Raw genomic sequence first — 26419 nt, 5'->3', positions numbered from 1 at the left:
AATCCCGCAGCGTTCAGATCACCCACCCGCAAACGAGGAAGCTCCATAATTTTCCTTTCCGGTTTTGGCGCCTATCATCGACCGGTCGCCGGTCGTGGCGACAATCCGGCGTGCCCGTGGCGCACGTATGCACTTTCATTTGAAGCAGGCAAACAGATGATCACTCTCCAAGACCTCAACGATTTCATCGGCAAGCCGGATCTCAGCGAAAGCGTGACGCAGGTCTGGGACTTGATCGGTGCGCGTTTCGAGCAAGCACAGGCCATGCTTGCCCCTGAACATGCTATGCCTCGCCGCGAGCTGTCATTCCACGATCATGTACGACTGCTGGGTTATCTCGCATTGCTCATCGAAGGGATACCCGGTGACGTGGTAGAAATTGGTGTCTGGAAAGGTAAATCGCTGGTTCTGATGAACGAGGTCTGCAATCACAAGCGCCGTGTCATTGGCATTGACCCGTTCGAACTCCCCAACCAGTTCGAAGAATTCAGCCACTACAAGGACGCATTTCTCCCAAACGCACACATACTCAGAGGTTATTCGGAGTTATGTGCCGAACGTTTCTACCGCCTCTCGCCCAAGGTTGCGTTGCTGCATATCGACGGCGGTCACACCGGGCGCAACGTTCTGCTCGATTTCCTGCTGTATTCCCCGACCGTGGTGACGGAGGGATTCATCGTATTCGACGACTACAGTGATTACCTGCACTCGCCCGAAGTAGGGCCAGCGGTCGACTTGCTCAGGGCCACCGGTTACTTCAAAGGTTTTCACGTGCTGGGCTGCGTACGCGGTTTCGAGAGCAGCTATGTCATCCAGCGCGTGAGCTGACTGCTAATTCGCAGGTCTGCACAAAGCCTTGCCGATCGTCGTTCCGAAGCCTATTGCGCGGGCACACCGCTGTGAAACCGGAAATCCTCGTCCGGGCTTTCGATCAACTCACGCTCGGCCAGACGGACTTCTTCGATCTTGGCGCCCACATCCGCCTGTTCTCCGTAGAGATAGGCCAGTTTCAGGTAGTCCTGAAAATGTCGGGCTTCGGATTTGAGCAGGCTGGCGTAGAACTTCGACAGGTCGGCGTCCAGATGGGGGACCAGCGCGGCGAAGCGCTCACACGACCTTGCCTCGACGATGGCACCAATGATCAGCGCATCGGTCAGGCGATAAGGGTTGTGATTGCGCACGAGTTTGCGCAGCGATCCGGCATAGCGAGCCGAACTGATGTTGGCCATCGGAATGCCGCGCTTTTTGATAATGCCGATCACCTGCTCGAAATGGCGCAGTTCCTCACGAGCCAGGCGGGACATCTTGGCCAGCAGGTCGAACTTGTCGTTGTACTGGAACATGAACTGAAACGCCGCGCCGGCGGCTTTCTTCTCATTGTTCGCGTGGTCGATCAGGAGAATATCCAGATTCTGCAAGGCCGCCTGAACCCATGCGTCCGGGGTCGGGCAAAGCAGGAAAGCGTCGATTTCTGGATAGATGTGCATGAGTTTCACGAATGGATGGCTAGGCAAGGCGCAGCATTATACGGACCTCGCAACGCAGAATCAGCCTCTTGCCGGGTAAAATCCAAGACGCCAGGCACTTTTTGATGCGCAGCGCGCACAGAGTCGCGAAGTCAGCGACATGGATGAGCACAATCGAAACTTCCTACAACATTTTCGGAAGCAGTCCGCTGGAAGGCCCACAGCGATTACAAGGATAATGCGCGCCCGCAAAAACTCCCGGAGCCGTCCCATGCGCTCACTTCAAAACGCCAGCCTTTGGATTGCCGTCGCCCTGCTCGCCTGCCTTACGATTTTGGTGAGTCATGCAGCGGACGATAATGTACCCCGGGTACAGGCCATCGTGGACTCGGCGTTGCGGCCGGTAATGGAAAAGTACGCGATTGCCGGGATGTCCGTCGGCTTGGTGGTCGCGGGCGAGCCTCACTTTTTCAATTATGGAATAGCATCGAAGGAAACCGGCCAGCCTGTCAGCCAGGACACCTTGTTCGAGCTAGGGTCCATCAGCAAGACCTTCACGGCAACTGCCGCTGCTTATGCTCAACTCAAAGGCCAACTGTCTTTGGCCGACCCGATCAGCAAATACCTGCCCTCGCTGACCCACCATCCGTTCGGCGACGTCAAGCTGCTCAGCCTCGGCACCCACACACCTGGCGGACTGCCGCTGCAGGTGCCGGACAACATCCGCAACGAGCAGCAACTGATGAACTATTTTCGGGAATGGCAACCGACTTGCGCGCAAGGAACGTGCCGCACCTATGCCAACCCGGGAATCGGCACCCTGGGCCTGATCACCGCCAAGGCTGCCGGCATGGATTTTCCAACCCTGATGGAGCAGCACCTGTTTCCGGCACTGGGTCTGGAAAACAGCTATATACATGTACCCGAAGCCAAACGTCCTCTTTACGCTCAGGGCTACACAGCAGAAGACGAGCCTGCACGCATGACAGCGGCCGTTTTGTCCTCGCAGGCCTATGGGGTCAAATCCAGTGCCACTGATCTGACACATTTCATGCAGGCCAACATGCGGCAGATAAAGATGGCCCAGAAGCTGCAACAGGCGATTACTGACACCCACACAGGTTATTTTCAGGCAGGAGGCATGACTCAGGACCTGATCTGGGAGCAATATCCAATGCCCGTCACACTGGATGCCCTGCAAGCGGGCAACTCATCGTCCATGATCTACAATGCCATCCCTGTGACTGCTCTCTTGCCGCCGCAGAAACCGCGCGCTGACGTGTGGATCAACAAGACCGGCGGCACTCGAGGGTTCGGAAGCTATATGGCTTTCATACCGCAAAGGCAGCTCGGGATCGTCATATTGGCCAACAAGAACTACCCCAACGCAGCACGCATAGACGCGGCCTACCGGATTCTCATGGCACTCGCCAAGGACTGATCACGGCGTCGAAGGCTGCAAGGCATCCTGCAAAAAGCCGGGGGCGATGTAACGCTCGTAGTGCGCTTCGGACAAAAGGAAGAATTCCCGATCAATGGCATCGCGTAATTCGGGCAGTCCCCAGTCGCGAAATTCGGGTAACAGGACCATCCCATAGGCTTCAAGGTTGCTGATTACTCGTGCGCCCCGCGCAATTAGCTGGTAAGCCCAGCAATATTCCGACTGCCGCGGCACGAAACGGATCTTGCGTTGTTCCAGCTGTTGGCGCAGCTTGTCTGCATCAAAGACTTCGACCTTCGCCGTCATCACCTGCACCAGCAATTGTTCAAGGCGCAGCCAGACCGCACGTTTTTCGTCTTCGTTGTAGCCATTCCAGTGAATCACCTCATGGTGAAAACGCTTGCACCCGCGGCACACAAGATCGCCGTAGACGGTGGAACACAAGCCCACGCAGGGCGTCTTGATGATGTGATTGGGCATGGCGGGACAACACGGCAGCAGACGAAACGAGGTCGCATGTTAGCCCTTTGTCTAACGGGGTACACCCCTGAAGATGTAGGGGCTAACTTACCTTTACCTTTTTTTTGCCGTAGAATCACCGGGCCTTTTAAGGCGCCAATGTCCGTTGGAAGCTGTTTTCAAAGCGTCACGAGCACAGTCAGGGCTCTCTAACGAGAGCCTACCCCGCAGTACGGTTCTAGACGCAGGCTGCGTCCCCTCCTTCAGAACCGCCCACGCAGGCGTAAAACTTTGAAAACAGCTTCTGTTGGAAATCGTCAGCTGCCTGCCATAAGACTCAAAAAGCTTTAACGCGCCAGGCTGCGGACTTTTTCTGGATGAGCGTCCCGGACACCCATTTGGGACCACTGATGAGGGTAATACTGTGCTTGAAGCCTACCGTAAACACATCGAAGAGCGTGCCGCCCAGGGTATCGTGCCCCAGCCGCTTAACGCCGAACAAACCGCAGGGCTGGTCGAGCTGCTGAAAAACCCACCGGCTGGCGAAGAAGCTTTCCTGCTTGATCTGATCACCAACCGCGTTCCGCCTGGCGTTGACGAAGCTGCCTACGTCAAGGCCGCTTTCCTCTCCGCTCTGGCCAAGGGCGAAATCTCCTCCCCCCTGCTGGACAGCAAGCGCGCGGTAGAACTGCTCGGCACCATGCAGGGCGGTTACAACATCGTGACCATGGTTGATCTGCTGGACGATGCCGAACTGGCACCGGTCGCCGCAGTACAACTGAAGCACACCCTGCTGATGTTCGACGCCTTCCATGACGTCGCTGAAAAAGCCAGGAACGGCAATGCACTCGCTCAAGCGGTCATGCAGTCCTGGGCTGATGGCGAGTGGTTCCAGAAGCGTGCGACCCTGGCCGACAAGATCAGCCTGCGCGTATACAAAGTCACCGGCGAAACCAACACCGATGACCTGTCGCCCGCGACCGATGCATGGTCCCGTCCTGACATCCCGCTGCACGCCCTGGCCATGCTGAAAATGGCCCGTGAGGGCATCGTGCCTGATATACAAGGCTCCATCGGTCCGATGAAGCAGATCGAAGAAATGCGCGGTCAGGGCTTTCCTATCGCCTACGTCGGCGACGTGGTCGGTACCGGTTCCTCGCGCAAATCGGCAACCAACTCGGTGCTGTGGTTCTTCGGCGACGACATCCCTAACGTGCCGAACAAGCGCGCTGGCGGCTTCTGCTTCGGCAGCAAGATCGCTCCGATCTTCTACAACACCATGGAAGATGCGGGCGCACTGCCGATCGAATTCGATGTCTCGAACATCAACATGGGCGACGTCATCGACGTTTATCCCTATGAAGGCAAAGTCACCAAGCACGACAGCGACGAAGTGATCACTACTTTCGAACTGAAGACCCCGGTGCTGCTGGACGAAGTCCGCGCTGGCGGTCGTATTCCACTGATCGTGGGCCGCGGCCTGACCAGCAAGGCGCGCGCCGAACTGGGTCTGCCACCTTCGACGCTGTTCAAACTGCCTGAAGTACCGGCTGCCAGCACCAAGGGTTTCACCCTGGCGCAGAAGATGGTCGGCAAGGCATGCGGCACCGAAGGCATCCGTCCGGGCACCTACTGCGAACCGAAGATGACTACCGTAGGTTCTCAGGACACCACCGGGCCAATGACCCGTGATGAACTCAAAGACCTGGCGTGCCTGGGCTTCTCCGCCGATCTGGTAATGCAGTCGTTCTGCCACACCGCTGCTTATCCGAAGCCGATCGACGTCAAGACCCACCACACCCTGCCTGACTTCATCATGACCCGCGGCGGCGTTTCGCTGCGTCCGGGCGACGGCATCATCCACAGCTGGCTGAACCGCATGCTGCTGCCGGACACCGTCGGTACCGGTGGTGACTCGCACACCCGTTTCCCGATCGGTATCTCATTCCCGGCCGGTTCCGGTCTGGTCGCGTTCGCCGCAGCCACCGGCGTCATGCCGCTGGACATGCCGGAGTCGATCCTGGTTCGTTTCAAAGGCAAGCTGCAACCGGGCGTCACCCTGCGTGACCTGGTTCACGCGATTCCTTACTACGCGATCCAGAAAGGCCTGCTGACGGTCGAGAAGAAAGGCAAGAAAAACGCCTTCTCCGGTCGCATCCTGGAAATCGAAGGTCTGGAAACCCTGACCGTCGAGCAAGCCTTCGAATTGTCCGATGCCTCGGCAGAACGTTCGGCCGCCGGTTGCACCATCAAACTGTCGAAAGAGTCGATCACCGAGTACCTGAACTCCAACATCACCCTGCTGCGCTGGATGATCGCGCAAGGCTACGGTGACCCACGTACGCTGGAACGCCGCGCTCAAGCGATGGAAGCCTGGGTTGCCAACCCTGAACTGCTGGTAGCCGATGCCGACGCCGAATACGCTGAAATCATCGAGATCGACCTGGCCGACGTCAAAGAGCCTGTGCTCTGCGCGCCGAACGACCCGGACGACGCCCGTCTGCTGTCCAGCGTTGCTGGCCAGAAGATCGACGAAGTGTTCATCGGCTCGTGCATGACCAACATCGGTCACTTCCGCGCGGCGGGTAAGTTGCTGGATCAGGTCAAGGGCCAGCTTCCAACTCGTCTGTGGCTGTCGCCTCCAACCAAGATGGATGCTCACCAACTGACCGAGGAAGGCTACTACGGTATTTACGGCAAGGCCGGCGCACGCATGGAAATGCCGGGTTGCTCGCTGTGCATGGGTAACCAGGCACGTGTCGAGCCGAACGCAACCGTGGTTTCGACCTCTACCCGTAACTTCCCGAACCGTCTGGGTGATGGCGCGAACGTTTATCTGGCTTCGGCTGAGCTGGCGTCCGTGGCGTCGATCCTGGGCCGTCTGCCGACGGTCGAGGAGTACATGGAGTACGCGGGCAAGATCGACAGCATGTCTGCTGATGTGTATCGGTACCTGAGCTTCGATCAGATTGCCGAGTTCCGTGAGTCCGCTGCGAACGCCAATATTCCGGTCGTTCAAGCGTAAGATCGAAACAGGCGTTGAAAGAACCCCGCTTCGGCGGGGTTTTTTTATGGCTGGATTAGTCGTTTGGCCCTACTTCGTCGGGCTCCCTCACGCAGGCGACGCTCCGTGAGACTGTATCCAAGTCGCGATTGGGTCGTCTGGACAAGCAAAAGCAACAGCTGGAGCATAAGAGCTCCGAGAGCTGGGGCGATCACTGTGGGACTGTTATTGAAGCTATACGGGATAAGTCACCTCTTCAGGGCGGACCGTCTAAACTCAATCCACTCTCGAAAGCTGATGCGTTAGTGGCTACACAGGCAGCCCGACATTACACTGGCACGCCATCTGTTTTCAAAGGACGAATACAGTGAATCCCGCATCTACTCAGATCGTGATCCAACGCTTCACCGAAATTCATATCGAAGGCGTTAACGCGCTTTATAGCGACCCGGAAGTCTGCCGTCAGGTGTTGCAGATGCCCTATCAGTCTGCGGAGGTCTGGCGCAAGCGACTGGCGGCCAGCGATGAGCGGGCCGTCAAGCTGGTCGCCCTGCACGAGGGTGAGGTGATCGGCAACATTGGGCTTGAGCAGTATTCACGCATCCGACAACGCCACGTTGGCTCCATCGGCATGGGCATTGCGGTGCAATGGCAAGGCAGAGGGGTTGGATCGAAACTGATGGCGGCTGTGCTTGAAGTGGCGGACAACTGGATGAATTTGCACAGGGTGGAACTGACCGTCTTTTCCGACAACGAAGCCGCGCTGGGCTTATACCGCAAGTTCGGCTTCGAAACAGAAGGTCGTCTGCGCAACTACGCAGTGCGCGACGGCGTATACGTCGACGCCATCAGCATGGCCCGGCTGCGCTGATGGCAAGCCCTGAGCCTATCTGGATCCGGAACATAATCATCGAGCCACGCACAATCCACGGTCGGAGCGCATTCATTCACGATAAGCCCTTACAGCCCCGCTGACTGCATCGCGGTCGCGCGAATGAATTCGCAGAAAAACCCAGTCACGGCGCAGAATCGTGCTCATCTTAAAAAGCGCGTAGCGCTTCGCTGTTGCTTTTCATACGCAATAGACCAGACGACACAAATCGCGACTTGGGTGCAGGCCAAACGCAGGCGGCGCGCAGTGGGCCGAGCGGCATGGATGGCCGATGGCGGCGGGCCCCCGGAGCGTCGCCTGCGTGAGGGAACTCCGACGCAGGAGGTGCCAAGCCAGGAGCAAATGGTTTTGGTTACTTTTCCCGAAAGAAAAGTGACCCGCCGTAAGGGCAGAACGGTGAATAAGCGGCACCCCAGATACGGGATATACACACAAAACCCAGCGCCCCAACACCCATAAAAAAGCCCCGCATCTTTCAATGCGGGGCTTCTTCTTACCACTCAAGCAAACCCATCAAACCACAGCAGTCTGCCCACTCATGGCCAGATCCAGCAGCTCCCGGTTGGCAACCGCATACATCGCATAATCATTGCCACTCGCCGCCCGCAGCTCCACCAGCATCGCGCGCCAGCGCTCAACCATTGGCAGGTGTTGCTCAAGCCACAGATTCAAACGCTCCTCCACATCCGCAGGACCATTGGCCATCTGCAGCACAGAAACGGTAATCGCCCGTTGCTGCCAGTCGATATCATCACGGAACGCCTCGCGGGCCAGGGCCTGCCAATTGTTCTCCACCGGCAGCGCACTGATCTGCTGCAGGTACCAGGTCACATCCAGCGAACTGCCCACGGCGAAGTACACCTTGGCCACGTCCGCCGCATTCTGACCGGTAACATCAGACGCTTCGATGATCGGCAGCAGCGTGTACAAGTGCGTCGTGCCCGCCACCATACGCGCCAGCAACTCAGGCACGCCCGCCTCGACATACTCCTGATAACGCGCCTGCCAGACGTCGCGGGTCGCGCCTTCCAGCAACTCGTCCAGTTTCAGACCCAGTGCAGCGATGTGCGGACCGAAATGCGCTACGTCACGCCCTGCGTCCAGTTCATTGCGGCGGCTGCGCAGGAACCAGCGTGTGGCACGACGGCCAAGGCGCATCAGTTCATCCATCAGCGCCAGCTGTATTTCAGCCGGGACCTTGTGATCCAGCGCCTCGATCTGCCGGAACCAGTGCGGCAGGTGGAAGATGTCCCGCACGATGACGTACGCACCGGCCACGTTGGCCGCACTCATGCCCGTCGACTCTTTGAGACGCTGGACGAAGGTGATGCCCATGTGATTCACCAGGTCGTTGGCGATCTGGGTGCTGACGATTTCACGCTTCAGACGGTGGCGACGCATGGACTCCGAGAACTTCGCAGCCAGCGAAGGCGGGAAGGCGGTTTCCATGTCGCGCACCAGATAGTCGTCATCCGGTACGCGGGATTCGAGCAGCGCTTCCTTGAGATCGATCTTGCTGTAGGAGATCAGCACCGACAGCTCGGCACGGGTCAAGCCCTTCTTCTCGGCAACACGTTCGGCGATCTGATCCTCGGCCGGCAGGAACTCGATGGCACGGTCCAGCTTGCCACGGGCTTCGAGGTCACTCATCAGACGCTTGTATTCGGCAATCCGCTCGTAGGCACGGCGGGCCGCCAGCGACAGCGCCTGGGTCTGCTTGTAGTTGTTGCCAAGTACCAGATTGCCCACTTCGTCGGTCATGCTTTCGAGCAGCAGGTTGCGCTGCTTCTCGGTCATGTCGCCGGCCTGCACCACTTCGTTGAGCAGGATCTTGATGTTCACTTCGTGGTCGGAGCAGTCAACACCACCGGCATTGTCGATGAAGTCGGTGTTGGTTGCGCCGCCCAGCAGGCCGAATTCGACGCGGCCCAGTTGGGTCATGCCCAGGTTGCCGCCCTCGCCCACCACCTTGCAGCGCAGCTGGTTGCCGTTGACGCGCAAGGCGTCGTTGGCCTTGTCGCCGACGTCGGCGTGGCTTTCGGAGCTGGCCTTGACGTACGTACCGATACCGCCGTTCCACAACAGATCCACAGGCGCCTTGAGCAAGGCGTGCATCAGTTCGGTCGGGGTCAGTTTGTCGGCGCTGATGTCAAAGCGCTCTTTCATCTGCGGGGAAATGGCGATGCTCTTCGCGCTACGCGGAAAGATCCCACCGCCTGCGGACATGATGCTGGTGTCGTAATCGGTCCAGGCCGAACGCGGCAGATCAAACAGACGCTGACGCTCGGCAAAGCTGGTGGCCGGATCCGGATTCGGGTCGATGAAAATATGCAGGTGGTTGAAGGCCGCCACCAGTTGCAACTGATCGGACATCAGCAAGCCGTTACCGAACACGTCACCGGCCATGTCACCGACGCCGATCACACTAATGCTGTCCTGCTGAACATCGATGCCGCGCTCGCGGAAGTGGCGCTGCACGCCGACCCATGCGCCTTTGGCGGTGATGCCCATTTTCTTGTGATCGTAGCCAGCCGAGCCACCGGAGGCGAACGCATCGCCCAGCCAGAAGCCGTAGTCGATGGCAATGCCGTTGGCGATGTCGGAGAACGTCGCGGTGCCTTTGTCCGCGGCCACCACCAGATACGGGTCATCGTCGTCATGGCGCACGACGTTGACCGGCGGCACCAGCGCGCCCTCTTTCAGGTTGTCGGTGATGTCCAGCAAGCCGGAAATGAAGATGCGATAGCAGGCGATGGCTTCGGCCTGAATCTCATCGCGGGTGCCGGTGGTCGGCAGACGACGAGGCAGGAAGCCGCCCTTGGCGCCCACCGGCACGATGACCGAGTTCTTCACTTGCTGGGCTTTTACCAGACCCAGCACTTCAGTGCGGAAGTCTTCTTCCCGGTCAGACCAGCGCAGCCCGCCGCGAGCGACGTTGCCGAAGCGCAGGTGCACACCTTCGACCCGTGGCGAGTAGACGAAGATTTCGAACTTCGGCACCGGCTTGGGCAGTTCAGGGATCAAACGCGGGTTGAACTTGAAGCTGAAATAGCTCTTGCTCTGGCCGTTGGCATCAGTCTGGTAGAAGTTGGTGCGCATGGTCGCCTTGATCAGATCAAGGTAGCGACGCAGGATGCGGTCTTCGTTGAGCACCTGAACGTCGTCCAGGGCCGAAAGAATGGCCGTTTCCAGACGCTGTTGCATGTCGTCCAGATCGCCGCCAGACAGCTTGCGCGCCAGATAGAAGCGGGTTTTGAACAGACGGGTCAGTTCACGGGCGATGTCGGCGTGATTGTTGAGGGTGCTGGCGATGTAGCCCAGGTCGAAGCCCAGACGGATCTGTTTCAGGTAGCGCGCATAGGCACGCAGCAGCGCCACATCACGCCATGGCAGACCGGCAGTCAGTACCAGACGGTTGAACGCGTCGTTTTCGGCCTCGCCCCGCACGATGTGCACGAAAGCGTCCTGCAGCGTGTCGTTGAGCTGCTGCAGGTCGAGCTTCAGACCTTCGCCGTAGGTGAAGGCGAAGTCGTGAATCCAGAACTCGCGGCCCTTGGTGTGACGCAGGCGGTACGGGAATTCGCCCAGCACCCGCAGACCGAGGTTTTCCAGAATCGGCAGTACGTCGGACAACGCCAGTGGGGTGTCGGCGTGGTACAGCTTGCAGTGCAACTGCGCCTTATCGCCCGACAATGGCTGATAGAAGCTCATGACCAGCGGATTGGCTTCGGACAGGCTCAGTACGTGTTGCATGTCGACGACGGCCGAGTGAGCGGCGAAACGCTCGCGGTAACCGGCCGGGAAGCCTTTGGGGAAGTCGGCCAGCACATTGGTGCCCTGTGCCTCGCCAAAACTGTCAATCACCAGACTCGCGTAATCGTCCTTCCACGAGCGGCAGGCCTGGATGACTTCGTTTTCCAGTTGCTGCGGGTCGATGTCGAGGGCGACTTTCGGGTCCACACGCAGGATCAGCTGCACCCGGGCCAGCACCGACTCGGAGAAGAAGGTCCAGAACTCGCAGTCGCTGGCCTTCAGGCGCTCCATCAGCACATGCTGGATTTTCTGGCGCACTTCGGTGGAGTAGACATCGCGTGGCACGTACGCCAGGCAGTAGCAGAACCGACCGTACGGATCCTTGCGCAGGAACACGCGAATCTTGTTGCGCTCCTGGATCTGCACGATGGACATGACGGTGGTGAACAACTCGTCCACCGGGGTCTGGAACAGGTCGTCACGGGGCAGCACTTCGACGACTTGCGCCAGCTCCTTGCCCAGGTGCGCCTTGGCGTCGAAACCGGAACGGCGCTCGACTTCAGCGACCTTGCGGCGAATATACGGGATCGCCCGCACGCTTTCGCCATACACCGAGGAGGTGTACAGGCCCATGAAGCGCGATTCCTTGATGACCTTGCCGCTGGCATCGATCTGGCGGATCGATACGTAGTCCGGGTATGCCGGACGGTGCACGCGACTGGGGTGCGCAGCCTTGGCGAACGACAGCAGGGTCGGCTCCTGCAGATAATTCACCGCATAGCCTTCGATGTGCAGGTCTTCGACCGTCAGGCCGGCACGCAACAGCTTGGTCAAGCCCAGGAACGAGGACTGATCGTAATTCAGCTGGCCGCCATCAGCGCCGGCATCAACGGTGAACTCTTCATAGCCCAGGAAGGTAAAGTGGTTGTCCACCAACCACTCCAGGAACACTTTGACTTCGGCCTTTTCGTCCGGGTCGACGTTGTATTCGACCGCATCGACGCCGGCCAGCAGATCATGCAGCTTGGCTTTCATCGGTTCGAAATCTTCAACCGCCACACGCACTTCACCTAGCACCTGTTCCAGCTCGCGGGCCAGCACGTTCAGCTCGGCAGCGTTGGCACAACGGTCGATTTCCAGGTACATCAGCGATTCTTGCAGCACGCCATCGCCGCTGGTGCCTTTTGACAGCAGCTCGACCAACTGACCCTTCTGGTCGCGACGCACACTCAATACGGTGGTTTGCAAGGTGTGGATGCTGTAGCCGCGGCGGTTCAGCTCGGTGCGGACCGAGTCCACCAGGAACGGCAGGTCGTGGTGCAACACTTCAACGGCGGTATGGGTGGATTGCCAGCCATGACGCTCGTAATCAGGGTTGTAGACCCGCACCTGCGGTGCGCTGTGCTCGAAACGCTCCAGCAGACGCCAGGCTGACAGGGTGCAACCGGCAAGGTCGGATAGCCTGCGCTGGGTCAGTTCATCGAGGGAAATGATGCCGAAGAATTGATCGGCGAACAGCGCCACTTGTGGCAGTGCCTGTTCACTGATGTGCTGAGCCAGTGCCGCTCGCAGTTGATGCTGAAAGTCGGACTTGCTGGCTGCGGTGAAGAACGCCATCTGTGGTACTCCGCTTGGCTTGGCTTTTATATAGGAGAGATGCGTGTTTCGGGGTGGTGCAGCATGTGTGCTCTGCGTTGCGCCTGTCCGATGATAGTCGGCAGATCGTGACAGGACGCCGTAGCGCTGCGCATGCCTTAGTAGTAACGCTCGTCGTGTGTGCGTCGTCACATTCGAGTGAGCCGAATGAAGACCGCAAAGGCGTCTGCCCTGGCAGGCTCGGCTTCACGTCCGTTCATCTGCTGCGCAGCTTAACGAGAGCAGCCACGCGCCTGCTTGCGACGCTGCGACATATTCGGACATCGGCTTGTAGCCTAATGTTTCGTCAAGCTACGGAATGGGCTGAAGGCCAGCATGGGGGAGGGTGAATTTGCTGCCGCAGGTCTGTGGGAACCCGCAGGTCGGTTCATGCAATGACAGGGTGTCGCTCGTCAGGCAGGCAAAATTTGTTCAGGACTGGCAAAATCCCACCCTGCCCCGAGCCCCACCACAGGAACCCCGCCATGCACATGACCACTGACAGTTTCATCTACAACCCCTGCGATGAGGAAGAGGATGACATGGCGCTGGCGTGCTGCCATGCCAGCAATGGCGACCTCTTCCTCCTGGCGCGCTTCCCGGATGAGGACGAGGTCGATATCACCTTCCGCGACGACACCATTCATGTCGGTGCCGACCTGAAAGTCACCCTGAGCGCTACCGGCCTGCTAGTGGAAATCGCTGCAACAGATGCCAAACCGCTCGGTGGCGACACCACCTACGAAATCAGCCACAGCACCCCATCTAGCGAACTCAAAGAGCTGGACGACACGTTGCGCATCATCCTCACCGGGGTGGGCAGCTACGTCAGCGAGCTCTGAGCGGCAGCCCATCCAAACGAGGGCGCCACCGAGGCGTCCATCGCCGGCGTGCAGCTGCCGCTAAGCCAGAACAGCGAGAAACCTGCACCTTGTCCGACAAATCTGCGGTTTTGCCCGGTAAACGCCGCAAAACACTGAAAAAACCACCTGCTCGTTAGTCGTCGCCCCCTCTGATGCATTAAAGTGACGCCCCCTGCTTCAGTACCATTCTGGTGCTGCGCTCACCCTGCCAGGAATCGTCATCGATGGAACATCGTGAAGCGTTGATCGCGCTGCGAACCTTTCTCTCAACACAGATTCTCGGGCAGGAGAAACTGGTCGAGCGCCTGCTGATCGCGCTGCTTGCCGATGGCCACATGCTGGTCGAAGGCGCGCCGGGCCTGGCCAAGACCAAGGCGATCAAAGAGCTGGCCGAAGGCATCGAAGCCCAGTTCCATCGCATCCAGTTCACCCCGGACCTGTTACCCGCCGACATCACCGGCACCGAGATCTACCGGCCGGAAACCGGCAGCTTCGTGTTCCAGCAGGGGCCGATTTTTCACAACCTTGTGCTGGCGGATGAAATCAACCGCGCCCCGGCCAAGGTGCAATCGGCGCTGCTGGAGGCCATGGCCGAGCGCCAGGTCAGCGTGGGGCGCAGCACCTACGATCTGTCGCCATTGTTTCTGGTGATGGCCACGCAGAACCCCATCGAGCAGGAAGGCACCTATCCGCTGCCCGAAGCCCAGCTCGACCGTTTCCTGATGCACGTGAAAATCGGCTTCCCGGATGCCAACGTCGAACGCAAGATCCTGCAGCAGGCCCGTGGCGAGGCGTTGAATGGCGAGACCAAGCCGGAGCGGCGGGTCACTCAGCAGGCTATCTTTGCCGCGCGCAAGGAAATACTTGGGTTGTACATGGCCGATGCCGTGGAGGAATACTTGGTGCAACTGGTGATGGCCACCCGCACTCCGGCCAAGTTCGACGCCGAGCTGGCCGAGTGGATCGGTTATGGCGCCAGTCCCCGGGGGTCGATTTCGCTGGACCGTTGCGCCCGCGCCCATGCGTGGCTGGCCGGTCGCGACTTCGTCAGCCCGGAAGACATTCAGGCAATGGTCTTCGATGTGTTGCGCCATCGCATCATTCTGTCGTTCGAAGCCGAAGCAGCGGGCATCGATCAGGACCGCGTAATCCAGCGCATTCTCGACGTTGTTGCCGTCGCCTGAGCCCATGCAGCCCTATCTGATCTCCCAACCGGGCATCCGTATCAGCCTTGCCGAGCTGATCGAGATGCGTCATCGCGTGCGGGAAGTGCAGCTGTTTTCATCCCCCGGTCGGCGCAGCCCGTTGATCGGCCTGCACCACTCCAAGTTGCGCGGTCGCGGCATGGATTTCGATCAGGTGCGGGTGTATCAAGCGGGCGACGATGTACGCACCATCGATTGGCGCGTCACGGCGCGAACCCAGGAGCCGCACACCAAGCTGTTTCATGAGGAACGCGAGCGGCCGATTTTCATCATGGTCGAGCAAAGCCGTCGGCTGTTCTTCGGCTCGGGCGTGATGTTCAAGTCAGTGCTGGCCGCGCAGGCTGCAGCCCTGATCGGGTGGGCGGCATTGGGCCACAACGACCGCGTGGGCGGGTTGGTGTTCGGCGATAACGAGCACTACGAAATCAAACCGCGACGCAGCAAGCAGAGCCTGTTGCAGTTGCTCAACCGGCTGGTGCGGGTCAATCAGTCACTGCACACCGAAGCCGTGGCCGACCGGGACAGCTTCGGCGTGGCCCTGCGCCGGGCCCGGGAAGTGTTGCGTCCCGGGAGTCTGGTATTCATCCTCTGCGACGAGCGCGCCCTTACCGACTCTGCCGAACAGCAACTGTCCCTGCTCTCGCGCCACTGTGACCTGTTGCTGCTGCCATTGTCCGACCCGCTTGATCATGCACTGCCTGCTGCCGGGCTGCTCAGGTTCGCCGATCGCGGTGCGCAGCTGGAGCTGGACACCCTGAACCCCGACCTGCGTCAGACCTACCGTGCGCAAGGCCAGGCGCGGCAGGCTCGCTGGGAGCTGCTGGCCAAGAAGCTGCGAGTGCTGATGATCCCGCTGAGTACTCAACAGGGGATGATCGAGCAACTGCGCGACTACCTCAATGAGCAGCAACCGGGGAAACACAAATGAGCCTGCTGGATCAGCTGCAACCGATGATCCGGCCTGCCCCCATCAGCATCTGGCCGCCCGCGCCCGGCTGGTGGGTGCTGTTGGCGCTGCTGCCGTTGTTGGGCTACGGCCTGTGGCGCGCTCGCGTGCTACTGCCACAACGTGCGCAGGGCGAGACGACCGAGCAGCCCCTGGACCCGCTGCGTCAGGCGGCGCTGATCGAACTGGCACAGATGCCCAAACCCTATGACGGCGCCCCGGCCGGTGCCTGGCTGCAACAGATCAACGGCCTGCTCAAGCGACTGTGCCGCAACGACTATCCCTACAGCCAAAGCCACACCCTCAACGGCCGTAAATGGCTGGCATTTCTCGACAACCGCTGCCCGGCGGCCGGCCTAACCCGCTGGATGATTTTGGTAGAAGGCGCCTACAAGCCCGAATGCAAGCTCGACGACAAAGCCATTACCGGCTTGACGCAGTCGGTCGAAACCTGGATTCGCAAGCATGTTTGAATTCGCCTGGCCGTGGGTCTTTGCGCTGGTGCCGCTGCCGTGGCTGCTGCGCTTGGTGCTGCCGGTCGCCGACAGTGGCGAAGCCGCGCTCAAGGTCAGCTTTCTCAACGAGCTGGAAGGTCTGACCGGCCGTCGGGCCCGGGCTCTGCTGCCCGGCTGGCGTCGGCAGCTGCCGTTCGTGGTGTTGTGGCTGTTGCTGCTGCTGGCCGCTGCACGCCCCCAATGGCTCGGCGAGCCTTTGCCGGTCGCCGCCAGCGGACGGGATCTGCTGGTGGCGGTGGACGTGTCCGGATCGATGGATTATCCGGACATGGTCTGGAAGAACGATGAAGTGAGTCGCCTGACCCTGGTCAAACAACTGCTTGGCGACTTTCTCGAACACCGCAAGGGCGATCGCGTCGGGCTGATCCTGTTCGGCAGTCAGGCCTACATGCAGGCGCCGCTGACCTTCGACCGCAGAACGGTGCGCGTCTGGCTGGATGAAGCGCGGGTCGGCATCGCCGGTAAAAACACCGCCATCGGCGATGCCATCGGTCTTGCGCTCAAGCGCTTGCGGCTGCGTCCGGCACAGAGTCGGGTGCTGATTCTGGTGACCGACGGTGCCAACAACGCAGGGCAGATCGATCCCGCCACGGCTGCACGACTGGCAGCGGGCGAAGGCGTGAAGATCTACCCGATCGGCATCGGTGCCGACCCGGACAAGGGCGCGACCAGCATTCTGGGCCTCAACCCGAGCCTGGACCTGGACGAGCCGGCACTGCGCGAAATCGCGGACATCACTGGTGGCCAATACTTTCGCGCCCGCGACGGCGCGCAACTGGAAAAAATCGGCAAGGCCCTGGACACGCTGGAACCGGTGACGCAGCAACCGACTCAGGCACGCCCTGCCTTGGCGCTTTACCATTGGCCGCTGGGGCTGGCGCTGCTGCTGAGCGTGCTGCTGGTGGTTCACGAGCGCTGGCCGCATAACCCTCTGTATCGCTTTCTCGCCCGTCAGCCGGCGCTGCATCAAGGCCCGCAATGGCGTCAGCGTTTCGAGCGCTTGCGGAGGCGTCGATGAGCGCCGTGCCATTCGCACTCTGGCCCCACTGGTTGCGCCCCGCCTGGCTGCTGCTTCTGCCGCTGCTCGGCTGGCTGATCTGGCGCCTGTGGAATCGGCGCAAACGTGTTGGTCGCTGGCAGATGATTCTGCCCAGTGCCTTTCATTCCGTGTTGCTCAGTGGTGGCAACGGCCGCGAAAGCAAGCTGCCCTGGATCGCTCTGGCTTGCGGATGGCTGCTGGCGCTGCTGGCACTGCTCGGTCCAAGCTGGCAAAGGGTCGAACAGAGCAGTCAGAAACCAGTGGATCCGCTGGTGGTATTGCTCGAGCTGACCCCGGAAATGCTCGCCGCCGACAGCCCGCCCTCTCGTCTGGAGCAGGCAAAACGCAAGCTGCTGGACCTGCTGCAGGCCCGAGGCGATTCGCAGACGGCGATCATCGTCTATGCAGGCAGCGCGCACACGCTGGTGCCCTTGTCCGACGACCTGGGCACCAGCAAAAATCTGCTGGACGCGATCAAACCGTCGATCATGCCTGAAAGTGGCCAGCGCGCCGATCTGGCCGTCCGCAAGGCGCTCGATCTGCTTGAACAGGGCGATCTGGGGACTGGACGCCTGCTGTGGATGGGCTCATCTGTCAGCGAAACCGAGCGCCAGGGTATTCGTCAGGCCCTGACCGGGCATGCTCCGCAGCTTTTGATGCTCGGGGTCGGCACCGCCGAGGGTGCACCGGTGGCGCAGGAAAAAGGCGGTTTCCTCAAGGATGCCCAGGGCGGCATTCTGGTGCCACGTCTGGACAGCGCCAGCCTCAAGGATTTCGCAGAGACGCTCGGCGGTCAGTACAGCCAGTTGCGCCTGACCGAGGACGATCTGCATGAGCTGGGTTTGCTCGACGGTCCGCGGGAGCTACGCAGTCAGGGCCAGACTGTGCAGCTCGACAGTTGGGCCGATCAGGGTTACTGGCTGCTGTTGCCGCTGTTATTGCTGGCCGCCTGTGCCGGTCGTCGCGGTTGGTTGCTGTGCCTGCCCTTGCTGATGCTGATGCCGCAACACAGCTATGCGTTCGACTTCAAGGATCTGTTCCAGCGCCCCGATCAACAGGGCCAGCGCCTGCTTCAGCACCATCGCCCCGCCGAAGCCGCGCAGCATTTCGAGGACATCCAGTGGCAAGGCATCGCGCTGTATGAAGCAGGCGAATACGCCGCTGCCGCCCAGCGCTTCGCTCAAGGCAACAGTGCCGCCGACCACTACAATCGCGCAAATGCGCTGGCTAAAAGCGGCGAGCTGGAGGCTGCCATCGATGCCTATGAACAAGCACTGGAACGCCAGCCGGACTTCCCTGCGGCCGCCGCCAACAAGGCGCTGATCGAAGACATGCTCGAGCAGAACAGGCGAGCTGCAGCCGAAGATGCCAGCGAAGGCAAGACCGACGGCGACCACGATGCCGACAACTCGGGCAGCGACCGCGCCGGACAACAGCAGCCGAGCCAGCAGGCGTCGGGGCAAAACGACGAAGCAAACCACACCGCTAGCGCGCAGTCAGCGTCTGGCGCCAGCGATGCCACCGGCCCGTCACCGGATGACGATGAACCTGCCCGCGCACCCAGCCGCCCCGCCGACAGTCAGATCAATGGCGAACAGCGTCAGGCGCTCGAGCAATGGTTGCGTCAGATCCCGGATGAACCTGGCGAGCTGCTGCGGCGCAAATTCTGGTATGAACAACAGCAGCATCAGGAAAAAGCCCGATGAGTCATGTGCACACTGTGGTAATCGCGTGGCTGCTGTGCCTGTCTGCCCCGATGGCGCAGGCCGATGCGCCCGCTTCGACGTTGCAGGCCAGCGTCGACCGCACTCGCGTAAACACCGGGGAAACCGTCGAGCTGACCCTGGAGTCCGACGACGCCACGCTGTTCGGCAAACCCGACATGAGCGCGCTGGGCACGGACTTCGAAGTCCGTGACACCCGCCAGCTCAACAGCCTGACCACCTTGGAGGGCAACGTTCACGCCACCACCCGCTGGCTGATCACACTGATGCCGCGTCGCAGTGGCTCGATCGAGATTCCGCCGCTCAAGCTGGGCGAGCTGATCAGCCAGCCGATTGCTTTGCAGGTGGTGGAGGTTGAGCCTTCAGCGCAGTCCCAGGATCAGAAACTCGCCCCGGTGTTCATGGAAGCGAGCCTGGATCAGGACACGGTGTACGTGCAGGCCCAAGCGGTACTGACCGTGCGCATCTACCACTCAGTGTCGTTGTTCGACGACAGCAACCTGACGCCCCTGCAGGTACCGGACACCCGTATCGAAAAGCTTGGAGACACCCGCACCTATGAGAAGCAGATCAACGGCATCCGCCACGGCGTGATCGAGATGCGCTACGCGCTGTATCCGCAGCAGAGCGGCGACATGACCCTCCCGGCGCAGGAATTCAGCGCAACGATGGTGCAAGACGTTCCGCAGGTCAGTCAGGCCGCCGCCACCAGCCAGCCCGCGGTGGCCACCAGTCCGAAACCGGGCAAGCTGATGCGCGTGATATCCGATCCGCTGCCACTGAAAGTCAAACCGCAACCGGTGCATTACCCGGCCAATACCCCGTGGCTGCCGGCGCGCAGCATCAGCCTGAGCGAGGGCTGGAGCCCGGATCCGGCCCACACCCGGATCGGCGACTCTTTGACCCGAACTCTAATGGTCAAGGCCGAGGGTCTGTCCAGTGCCCAGCTACCGCCACTGCCTGCCACCGAAGTCAGTGCGTTGCGGCGCTATCCCGATCAACCGCGGTTGAGCAATCAGGCCAATGAGCGCGGCCTGGTGGGCAGCCGCGAAGAACGCGAGGCGCTGGTGCCCAATCGTCCAGGCGCCATCGAGATTCCGGCTGTGGACCTGGTGTGGTGGAACACGCTGGAAGATCATCTGGAGCACAGCGCCCTGCCCGCCCGTACCTTGCAGGTCAGCATCAACCCGGCGCTGTCGGTGGACATGCCGGTCAGCGACGACTCGGGCCTGACGGCCATCGGTGCGCCTGTGTGGCCGTGGCAATTGAGTACGGTGCTGCTGAGTTTCAGCACACTGCTGGGCTTCGGCCTGTGGTGGCGCGCGCGCTGGCAGCCGGCCCTGACCCGTGTCGCACAGGCCGGGCCAAGCCCGCGCACCGTGCTGGACGACCTTAAGCGCGCCAGCCTGGCCAATGATCCGCAGGCAACCCGGCAGGCGCTGGACGCCTGGGCCCGTCAGCAACCGGAAACCCTGGCCGACATGGCCGCCCGATTCGTGCCGTTGTCCGATGCCCTCGATGGCCTGAACGGCGCGCTGTACAGCGAGACCGGCACGTTGTGGCTGGGCGAAGATTTATGGAAGGCAGTCAAGGCACTGCCCGCCGTTGAAAAACCCGTTGACCCGAACGGTGGCGAGAGCCTGCCGCCGCTTTATCCGAAGTGATTTATACCGATCAATGGCCGCAACGCGACCGACCCGGCATTCCCACGCAGAGCACGGGAACGATCAAGGGCCTCGGCGCGGACCACATGACACCATTCGAACCAAGGTACTCCAATGCGTCTGTTCCACACCTCCGACTGGCACCTGGGCCAGAACCTGCATGGCCAGGAGCGGGACTTCGAACACCGCAGCTTTCTCCAATGGCTGCTGGCCCGTCTGGCCGAGCGCAAACCTGATGTGCTGCTGATCGCGGGCGACATCTTCGACACGGTCAACCCGCCAGTCAAAGCCCAGGAACAGCTGTACGACTTCATCGTCAGCGCCCATGACCAAAGCCCGCAATTGACCATCGTGATGATCGCTGGCAATCACGATTCCGGCTCGCGCATCGAACTGCCTGCGCCGCTGATGCGGCGTCTGCGCACCCACGCGCTGGGCCGTGTGTTGTGGCTGGACGACGGGGTACTCGATGTCGAACGTCTGTTGCTGCCATTGCCCAATGCCAAGGGCAAGGTCCTTGGCTGGTGCCTGGCACTGCCGTTTCTACGTCCGGCCGAAGTCACCGGCCTGACGCTGGGCGACAACTACCTGCGCGGCATCGGTCAGGTTCACGAAATGCTCATCGCCGCCGCCAACCAGAAACGCAAGAAAGGCCAGGCCCTGATCGCCATCAGCCACGCGCACATGGCTGGCGGCTCGGTGTCGGAAGACTCCGAACGCAGCCTGATCATCGGCAATGTCGAGGCACTGCCAGCCAGCCTGTTCGACGACACCATCACTTACGTTGCTCTGGGCCACTTGCACAAGCCGCAACGGGTCAATGGCGAAGACAGAATTCGCTACAGCGGCTCGCCGATTCCCCTGTCGTTTTCGGAAATCGGTTACCCGCACCAGATTCTCGAAATCGACTGCGAAGGCGACAAGCTGGTCAGCGTCAAACCGTTGCTGATTCCGCGCGCCGTCAACCTGCAACGGGTCGGCCCGGCGCCGCTGGTCGAACTGCTGCTGCAACTCAAGGCGCTGCCGGACATCGACCTGCTGGCCGATATCGACCGCCAACCCTGGCTCGAAGTCCGCGTGCGCCTGGACGAACCGCAACCGGACCTGCGCAACCAGATCGAATCCGCGCTGACCGGCAAAGCCGTGCGCCTGGTGCGCATCGCCGCCGAGTACGCGGGCAAAGGCAGCGGCGATGATGAGAATGAACGTGAACTGATCGAACTGGATCAACTCAGCCCGCAGGAACTGTTCAGCCGCGCCTGGCTCGACAATTACGGCAGCGAGGTCGACGAACAGACGTTGCAGGACTTCGCCAGCCTGCTGCAAGACGTGCAACTGGAGAGCGAACAGCCATGAAGATTCTTGCCATTCGCCTGAAAAACCTCGCTTCACTGGCCGGTCCGTTCGAGCTCGATTTCACCGCAGAACCGCTGGCCAGTGCCGGGCTGTTCGCGATCACCGGTCCCACTGGCGCCGGCAAAAGTACGTTGCTCGACGCCTTGTGTCTTGCGCTGTTCGGCGCGATTCCGAGACTGAACAACGTCGGCCAATCCAAGGTGCCGGAGGTCGATGGCGACATCAGCACCAACGACCCGCGCAACCTGCTGCGTCGCGGCACCGGCAGCGGCTATGCGGAAGTGGACTTCGTCGGCATCGACAAGCGTCGTTACCGCGCACGCTGGGAGACCAACCGCGCCCGTGACAACGCGACGAAAAAGCTGCAGGCCAGTCGCCAGACCCTGACCGACCTGGACAGCGAGCAGATCCTCAGCACCCAGAACAAAACCGAATACAAAACCCTGCTCGAAGCGCGACTGGGGCTCAATTTCGAGCAGTTCACCCGCGCCGTGATGTTGGCCCAAAGTGAATTCAGCGCCTTCCTGAAAGCGGACGACAAAGAGCGCAGCGAGTTGCTGGAAAAGCTCACCGACACGGCGATTTACAGCCAGCTCGGCCGTCGCGCCTACAGCAAGTGCAAGGAAGCCGAAGAAGCGCTGAAGATCCTCAATGCCCAGGCCGGTAACCTGACGCCCCTTGAGCCAGAGCTGCGCGCGGAGCTGGAACTGCGCTTCACCGAAGCGCAACAGCAAATGAAGCTGGCACAGGCGCAACTGCGTCAACTGGAGATGAAACAGCAATGGTTCGGTGAGTTGAAGCGATTGCGCGACAGCCATCTGGCCGCCAATGAACAGTTGAACAGCGCGCAGCACACCTGGGATCACCAAGCGAGCGAGCGCCAGCAACTGGCTCAGCTGGACCGCCTGGCGCCGCAACGGCATGTGTTCGCCCAGCGCAACAAACTCCACGCGCAACTGGCGCCATTGGCTGCAAGCATTCAGAGGCAGGGCCAGTTGCAGGCGCAAATCCAGGCCACTCTGACTGATCTGCAAAGCCAGGTCGTGGCCGCACAGAGCGGCCTGCAGCAGGCTCAGGAACATCAACAAAACGCCAAACCATCGTTGAGTCAGGCTTTCGAACAGCAACTCCAGCTCAATCACCTGAACGATCAACTACAGCAGATCAGCGAACAGGCACGCAATGCCGAGCAGGCCAACAAAGACGCACAGGCCGCGCTCGATCAACTGAACGAGCAGCAACGACAGGTCCAAACACGTCTGCAATCGATCACCGAACAGCTGCAGGGCAGCGCGGCGCTGGACTCGCTGAGCCAGTCGTGGACGGCCTATCGCCCTCGCCTGCAGCAGATCGTGCTGATCAGTTCGCGGCTGAACAAAGGACGCGAAGAGCTTCCCGCACTTGAGCAGGGTTCGACCCGCGCCGAGCAGACCCTGAGCGAACGTCGCAGCGCGCTGCAAGCGCTGTACGACGATGCTCAAGTCAAGGCCGACGCCGTGAGTCAGGAAATCGAACGGCTCGGCCAGCTGTTACAGGACAACCGTCAGCAGCACAGCGCCAGCGATTCACTGGAGCGCCTGTGGCAGCGGCATCAGGACGTCGCCGCTCGTCTGCAACAGGTACAGACGCAGCAGCAACAGGCCACCGAACGGCGCGCGCAGAGCATCGCCAAAGGGCTGCAACTCAAGGGTGAACACGAGGCGGCCGAGCAGGCGCTGAAGGTGACGGTGGACTTGCTGCAACGCCAGCGTCTGGCCCGCAGCGCCAGCGTCGAACAACTGCGCGAGCAACTGGTAGATGATCAGCCGTGCCCGGTGTGCGGCAGCGAGGAGCATCCCTATCACCAGGTCGAGGCCCTGCTTGAGGCGCTTTCCGGCCACGATGACAACGAAGAAACCACAGCACGGCTGAAGGTCAGCCAGCTGAGCGAGAAGCTTGCCGAACTGCGCGCCGAAGTCGCCGAGCTGAACCATCAGCTCAAGCAGTCCAAACCACAACAGGACCAACTGGGCGAGCAACTGCAAACCCTCACACCGGATCTCGAAACCCATGAGCTTTACTCGCGTCTGCTGGAGCAGCCTGGACACCTGCGCGGTGACTGGCTCAGCGAGCGACTGCATCAGCTGGCACAGGAAATCCTCAGTACCGAACAACGCCAGACGCGGTTGCTGAAAGTACAACGCGACGCTGAGTCCCTGCAGCAACAGGTGCAGGACGCGCGCGAAGCGAGCCAGCAGGCCATGAAGGTGCTGGACGATCAGCAGCGCAACATCTCGCTGGACAATCAGGCGTTCGAGACCGCGTTGCAGGAATTCGAGCCGCTACTGCCCGCCGAGAGCCTGGCCTTGTGGCGTGAATCGGCCACCGAGAGCTTCATGCAACTGGACAACGATATTGCCCGCCGCGTCGAACAGCTCGAACAGCAGAAGGACGAGCAGCAGGAGCACAGCGAACGCGCGCTGAACATCGAGCGCGAACAGATCGCTCAGCAGGGGCGTCAGCAACAGCATCAGCAGCTGCAGACTCGTCTCGCAGAGAGCCAGCAGCAACAGGCCGCAGTGAAGCAGCGGTTGCAGGATCTGCTCGGCGATCACCCAAGCGCAGAGCACTGGCAGCAACAACTGGAGCAAGCCGTTGAACAGGCACGACAGGCTCAGGCCACGACATCAGAGGCCTTGCAAACGGCACGCAGCGGGCTGATCAAACTGACCGCCGAGCTTGAGGGTGAACGGCACAGACAGCAGGCACTGGAACAGGAGGTTGTTGACCTTGATCGGCAGATCAACGAGTGGCGCAGCCAGCACAGCGAACTGGACGACGCCGCCCTCGATGCGCTGCTGGCCTTGAGCGACGGGAACGTCAATGCGTTGCGCCACCGCCTGCAACAAAGCGAAAAATCCCTGGAGCAGTCCAGGGTTCTGGTGCAGGAACGCGAGGCTCAACTGCAGCAACATCAGGCACAGCACAGCAATATCAACGATGCCGAGCAACTGACCAGCGCCTTGAGCGAGGCGCAGGCACAGTCGGCGACTCACGAGCAACTGTGCGCCGACTTGCGCGCGCAGGTCAGCGAAGACGAACGCCGTCGCAACGCCAACAGCGAGTTGCAGGAAAGGATCAAAGCAGCTCACAACGAATACCTGCGTTGGGGCCGTCTGGCGACCCTGATCGGCTCAGCCGAAGGCGACAAATTCCGCAAGATCGCACAAGCCTATAACCTCGATCTGCTGGTGCATCACGCCAACGTTCAGCTTAAACAGCTGGTACGCCGGTATCGTCTCAAGCGCGGCGGCAGCATGCTCGGCCTGCTGGTGATGGACACGGAAATGGGCGACGAACTGCGCTCGGTGCATTCGCTGTCCGGCGGCGAAACCTTCCTGGTGTCGCTGGCACTGGCGCTGGGATTGGCGTCGATGGCCTCAAGCACCCTGAAGATCGAATCGCTGTTCATCGACGAAGGCTTCGGCAGCCTTGACCCCGAGTCGCTGCAACTGGCGATGGATGCGCTGGATGGCTTGCAGGCTCAGGGGCGTAAAGTCGGGGTGATTTCCCATGTTCAGGAAATGCACGAGCGGATTCCGGTACAGATTCAAGTGCGTCGCCAGGGCAATGGCCTCAGCACCCTTGAGGTCAACTGATGGCCGCCCTGCTCTACTCCTTCCGCCGCTGCCCTTATGCCATGCGGGCGCGCATGGCACTGGCCTACTCGGGCGTACCGGTCGACACGGTGGAAGTCAGCCTCAAGGCCAAACCGGCGCAAATGCTGGAGCGCTCGCCGAAAGGCACGGTCCCTGTGCTGGTCCTTGATGACCAGGTGCTGAAGCAGAGCCTGGACATCATGCGCTGGGCCCTGGCGCAGCATGACCCTGACGACTGGTCCTTGGGCGCAGACCCTGCAGGACAACGGCAAATTGCCGAACTGATCGCCGAAAACGACAGCACGTTCAAGACCGATCTGGACCACTACAAATACGCCGTGCGCTACCCCGAGTTCACTCAGCAGGAATACCGCGTCCGGGGTGAAGCGTTTCTGCGCAAGCTGGAAGCGCTGCTGAGCGAGCATGAGTGTTTGCTCAAAAACCGCCTGACTCTGGCCGATCTCGCGCTGGCACCTTTCGTACGTCAGTTCTGCTCTGTCGACCCGGACTGGTTCTGGCAAAGCCCATATCCGAAATTGCAGGCGTGGTTGAAGCGGTTTCTGGAGTCGGCGCTGTTCTTGAACGCCATGGCAAAGCTCAGCCCTTGAGCCGCAGACCGCCTTGGCCTCTGCCGTACAGCTCAAGAAGCTTGTGTCTTTAGCGGGGATACAGTCATAGGTGGGAGGGGTGGATCGCAAGCTGACCAGAAGCGGTGCCTGAGCACATGCGGGAGCCAAGCTGCCATCCCTGTATTGGCACGACCGCATGAATCTGGTGCAAAAAAAATCCCCATCGCTATTCAGCAGACGGGGACCAAAG

General features: G+C 60.7%; 17 protein-coding genes. 14 read left to right on the top strand and 3 right to left on the bottom strand.

Annotation, left to right across the window (positions count from 1 at the left end; all coding sequences use genetic code 11):
- Positions 1-156 precede the first annotated feature (156 nt).
- On the top strand, positions 157-828 hold the full coding sequence (locus EC915_RS16170) for a class I SAM-dependent methyltransferase (RefSeq protein WP_133751537.1): 672 nt from the start codon (positions 157-159) through the stop codon (positions 826-828).
- A 50-nt stretch (positions 829-878) separates the two neighbouring features.
- Here the strand turns inward: EC915_RS16170 and EC915_RS16165 are convergent, their stop codons facing one another.
- Positions 879-1487: a tRNA-(ms[2]io[6]A)-hydroxylase gene (locus tag EC915_RS16165; RefSeq protein WP_133751536.1), complete on the bottom strand. Its 609-nt coding sequence runs from the start codon at positions 1485-1487 to the stop codon at positions 879-881.
- 250 nt (positions 1488-1737) lie between these two features.
- Between EC915_RS16165 and ampC the strand changes: the two genes are divergently transcribed.
- On the top strand, positions 1738-2907 hold the full coding sequence (gene ampC / locus EC915_RS16160) for a class C beta-lactamase (protein WP_133751535.1): 1170 nt from the start codon (positions 1738-1740) through the stop codon (positions 2905-2907).
- On the opposite strand, the gene EC915_RS16155 is transcribed toward ampC, so the two are convergent.
- Positions 2908-3387, bottom strand: a complete 480-nt coding sequence (locus tag EC915_RS16155) for a DUF1289 domain-containing protein (RefSeq protein ID WP_133751534.1) — start codon at positions 3385-3387, stop codon at positions 2908-2910.
- 403 nt (positions 3388-3790) lie between these two features.
- Here EC915_RS16155 and acnB point away from each other — a divergent pair, with 403 nt between their 5' ends.
- Entirely contained in the window at positions 3791-6391 is a 2601-nt protein-coding gene (gene acnB, locus EC915_RS16150; protein ID WP_133751533.1) for a bifunctional aconitate hydratase 2/2-methylisocitrate dehydratase, read from the top strand.
- Positions 6392-6737: 346 nt separating this feature from the next.
- Positions 6738-7241, top strand: coding sequence for a GNAT family N-acetyltransferase (locus tag EC915_RS16145; RefSeq protein ID WP_133751532.1), 504 nt, complete (start codon positions 6738-6740; stop codon positions 7239-7241).
- A gap of 534 nt (positions 7242-7775) precedes the next feature.
- Here the strand turns inward: EC915_RS16145 and EC915_RS16140 are convergent.
- The gene (locus tag EC915_RS16140; RefSeq protein WP_133751531.1) at positions 7776-12632 is read right to left on the bottom strand and encodes an NAD-glutamate dehydrogenase; all 4857 of its coding nucleotides are present in this window, start codon (positions 12630-12632) and stop codon (positions 7776-7778) included.
- Positions 12633-13135: 503 nt separating this feature from the next.
- Here EC915_RS16140 and EC915_RS16135 point away from each other — a divergent pair.
- The 10 genes from EC915_RS16135 to EC915_RS16090 all read left to right on the top strand — a co-directional run bounded on the left by EC915_RS16135 (position 13136) and on the right by EC915_RS16090 (position 26208).
- Entirely contained in the window at positions 13136-13492 is a 357-nt protein-coding gene (locus EC915_RS16135; RefSeq protein WP_133751530.1) for a hypothetical protein, read from the top strand.
- A gap of 245 nt (positions 13493-13737) precedes the next feature.
- Positions 13738-14697: a MoxR family ATPase gene (locus tag EC915_RS16130; RefSeq protein ID WP_062390247.1), complete on the top strand. Its 960-nt coding sequence runs from the start codon at positions 13738-13740 to the stop codon at positions 14695-14697.
- A 4-nt stretch (positions 14698-14701) separates the two neighbouring features.
- The gene (locus tag EC915_RS16125) at positions 14702-15646 is read left to right on the top strand and encodes a DUF58 domain-containing protein (protein ID WP_133751529.1); all 945 of its coding nucleotides are present in this window, start codon (positions 14702-14704) and stop codon (positions 15644-15646) included.
- Positions 15643-16137: a DUF4381 domain-containing protein gene (locus EC915_RS16120; RefSeq protein ID WP_133751528.1), complete on the top strand. Its 495-nt coding sequence runs from the start codon at positions 15643-15645 to the stop codon at positions 16135-16137. Before EC915_RS16125 ends, EC915_RS16120 begins: the two co-directional genes overlap by 4 nt.
- Positions 16130-17197, top strand: coding sequence for a VWA domain-containing protein (locus EC915_RS16115; RefSeq protein WP_133751527.1), 1068 nt, complete (start codon positions 16130-16132; stop codon positions 17195-17197). The genes EC915_RS16120 and EC915_RS16115 overlap by 8 nt, the downstream gene beginning before the upstream one ends.
- Positions 17194-18924 (top strand): VWA domain-containing protein, encoded by a 1731-nt coding sequence (locus EC915_RS16110; protein ID WP_133751526.1) that lies wholly within the window; start codon positions 17194-17196, stop codon positions 18922-18924. Before EC915_RS16115 ends, EC915_RS16110 begins: the two co-directional genes overlap by 4 nt.
- On the top strand, positions 18921-20606 hold the full coding sequence (locus EC915_RS16105) for a BatD family protein (protein ID WP_133751525.1): 1686 nt from the start codon (positions 18921-18923) through the stop codon (positions 20604-20606). The genes EC915_RS16110 and EC915_RS16105 overlap by 4 nt, the downstream gene beginning before the upstream one ends.
- A gap of 114 nt (positions 20607-20720) precedes the next feature.
- Positions 20721-21962 carry an exonuclease SbcCD subunit D C-terminal domain-containing protein gene (locus tag EC915_RS16100; protein ID WP_133751524.1) on the top strand — a complete coding sequence of 414 codons (1242 nt, stop codon included), beginning with the start codon at positions 20721-20723 and terminating at the stop codon, positions 21960-21962.
- Complete coding sequence (locus EC915_RS16095) at positions 21959-25600, top strand: AAA family ATPase (protein ID WP_133751523.1); 3642 nt, start codon at positions 21959-21961, stop codon at positions 25598-25600. Before EC915_RS16100 ends, EC915_RS16095 begins: the two co-directional genes overlap by 4 nt.
- Positions 25600-26208 (top strand): glutathione S-transferase, encoded by a 609-nt coding sequence (locus tag EC915_RS16090; RefSeq protein ID WP_133751522.1) that lies wholly within the window; start codon positions 25600-25602, stop codon positions 26206-26208. Before EC915_RS16095 ends, EC915_RS16090 begins: the two co-directional genes overlap by 1 nt.
- Positions 26209-26419: the final 211 nt, after the last annotated feature.

The organism is Pseudomonas sp. LP_7_YM, from assembly GCF_004364435.1.
Lineage (GTDB): Bacteria > Pseudomonadota > Gammaproteobacteria > Pseudomonadales > Pseudomonadaceae > Aquipseudomonas.
Note: the sequence above shows the minus strand (reverse complement) of the source record. Positions and strands in the feature narration are given on the sequence as shown.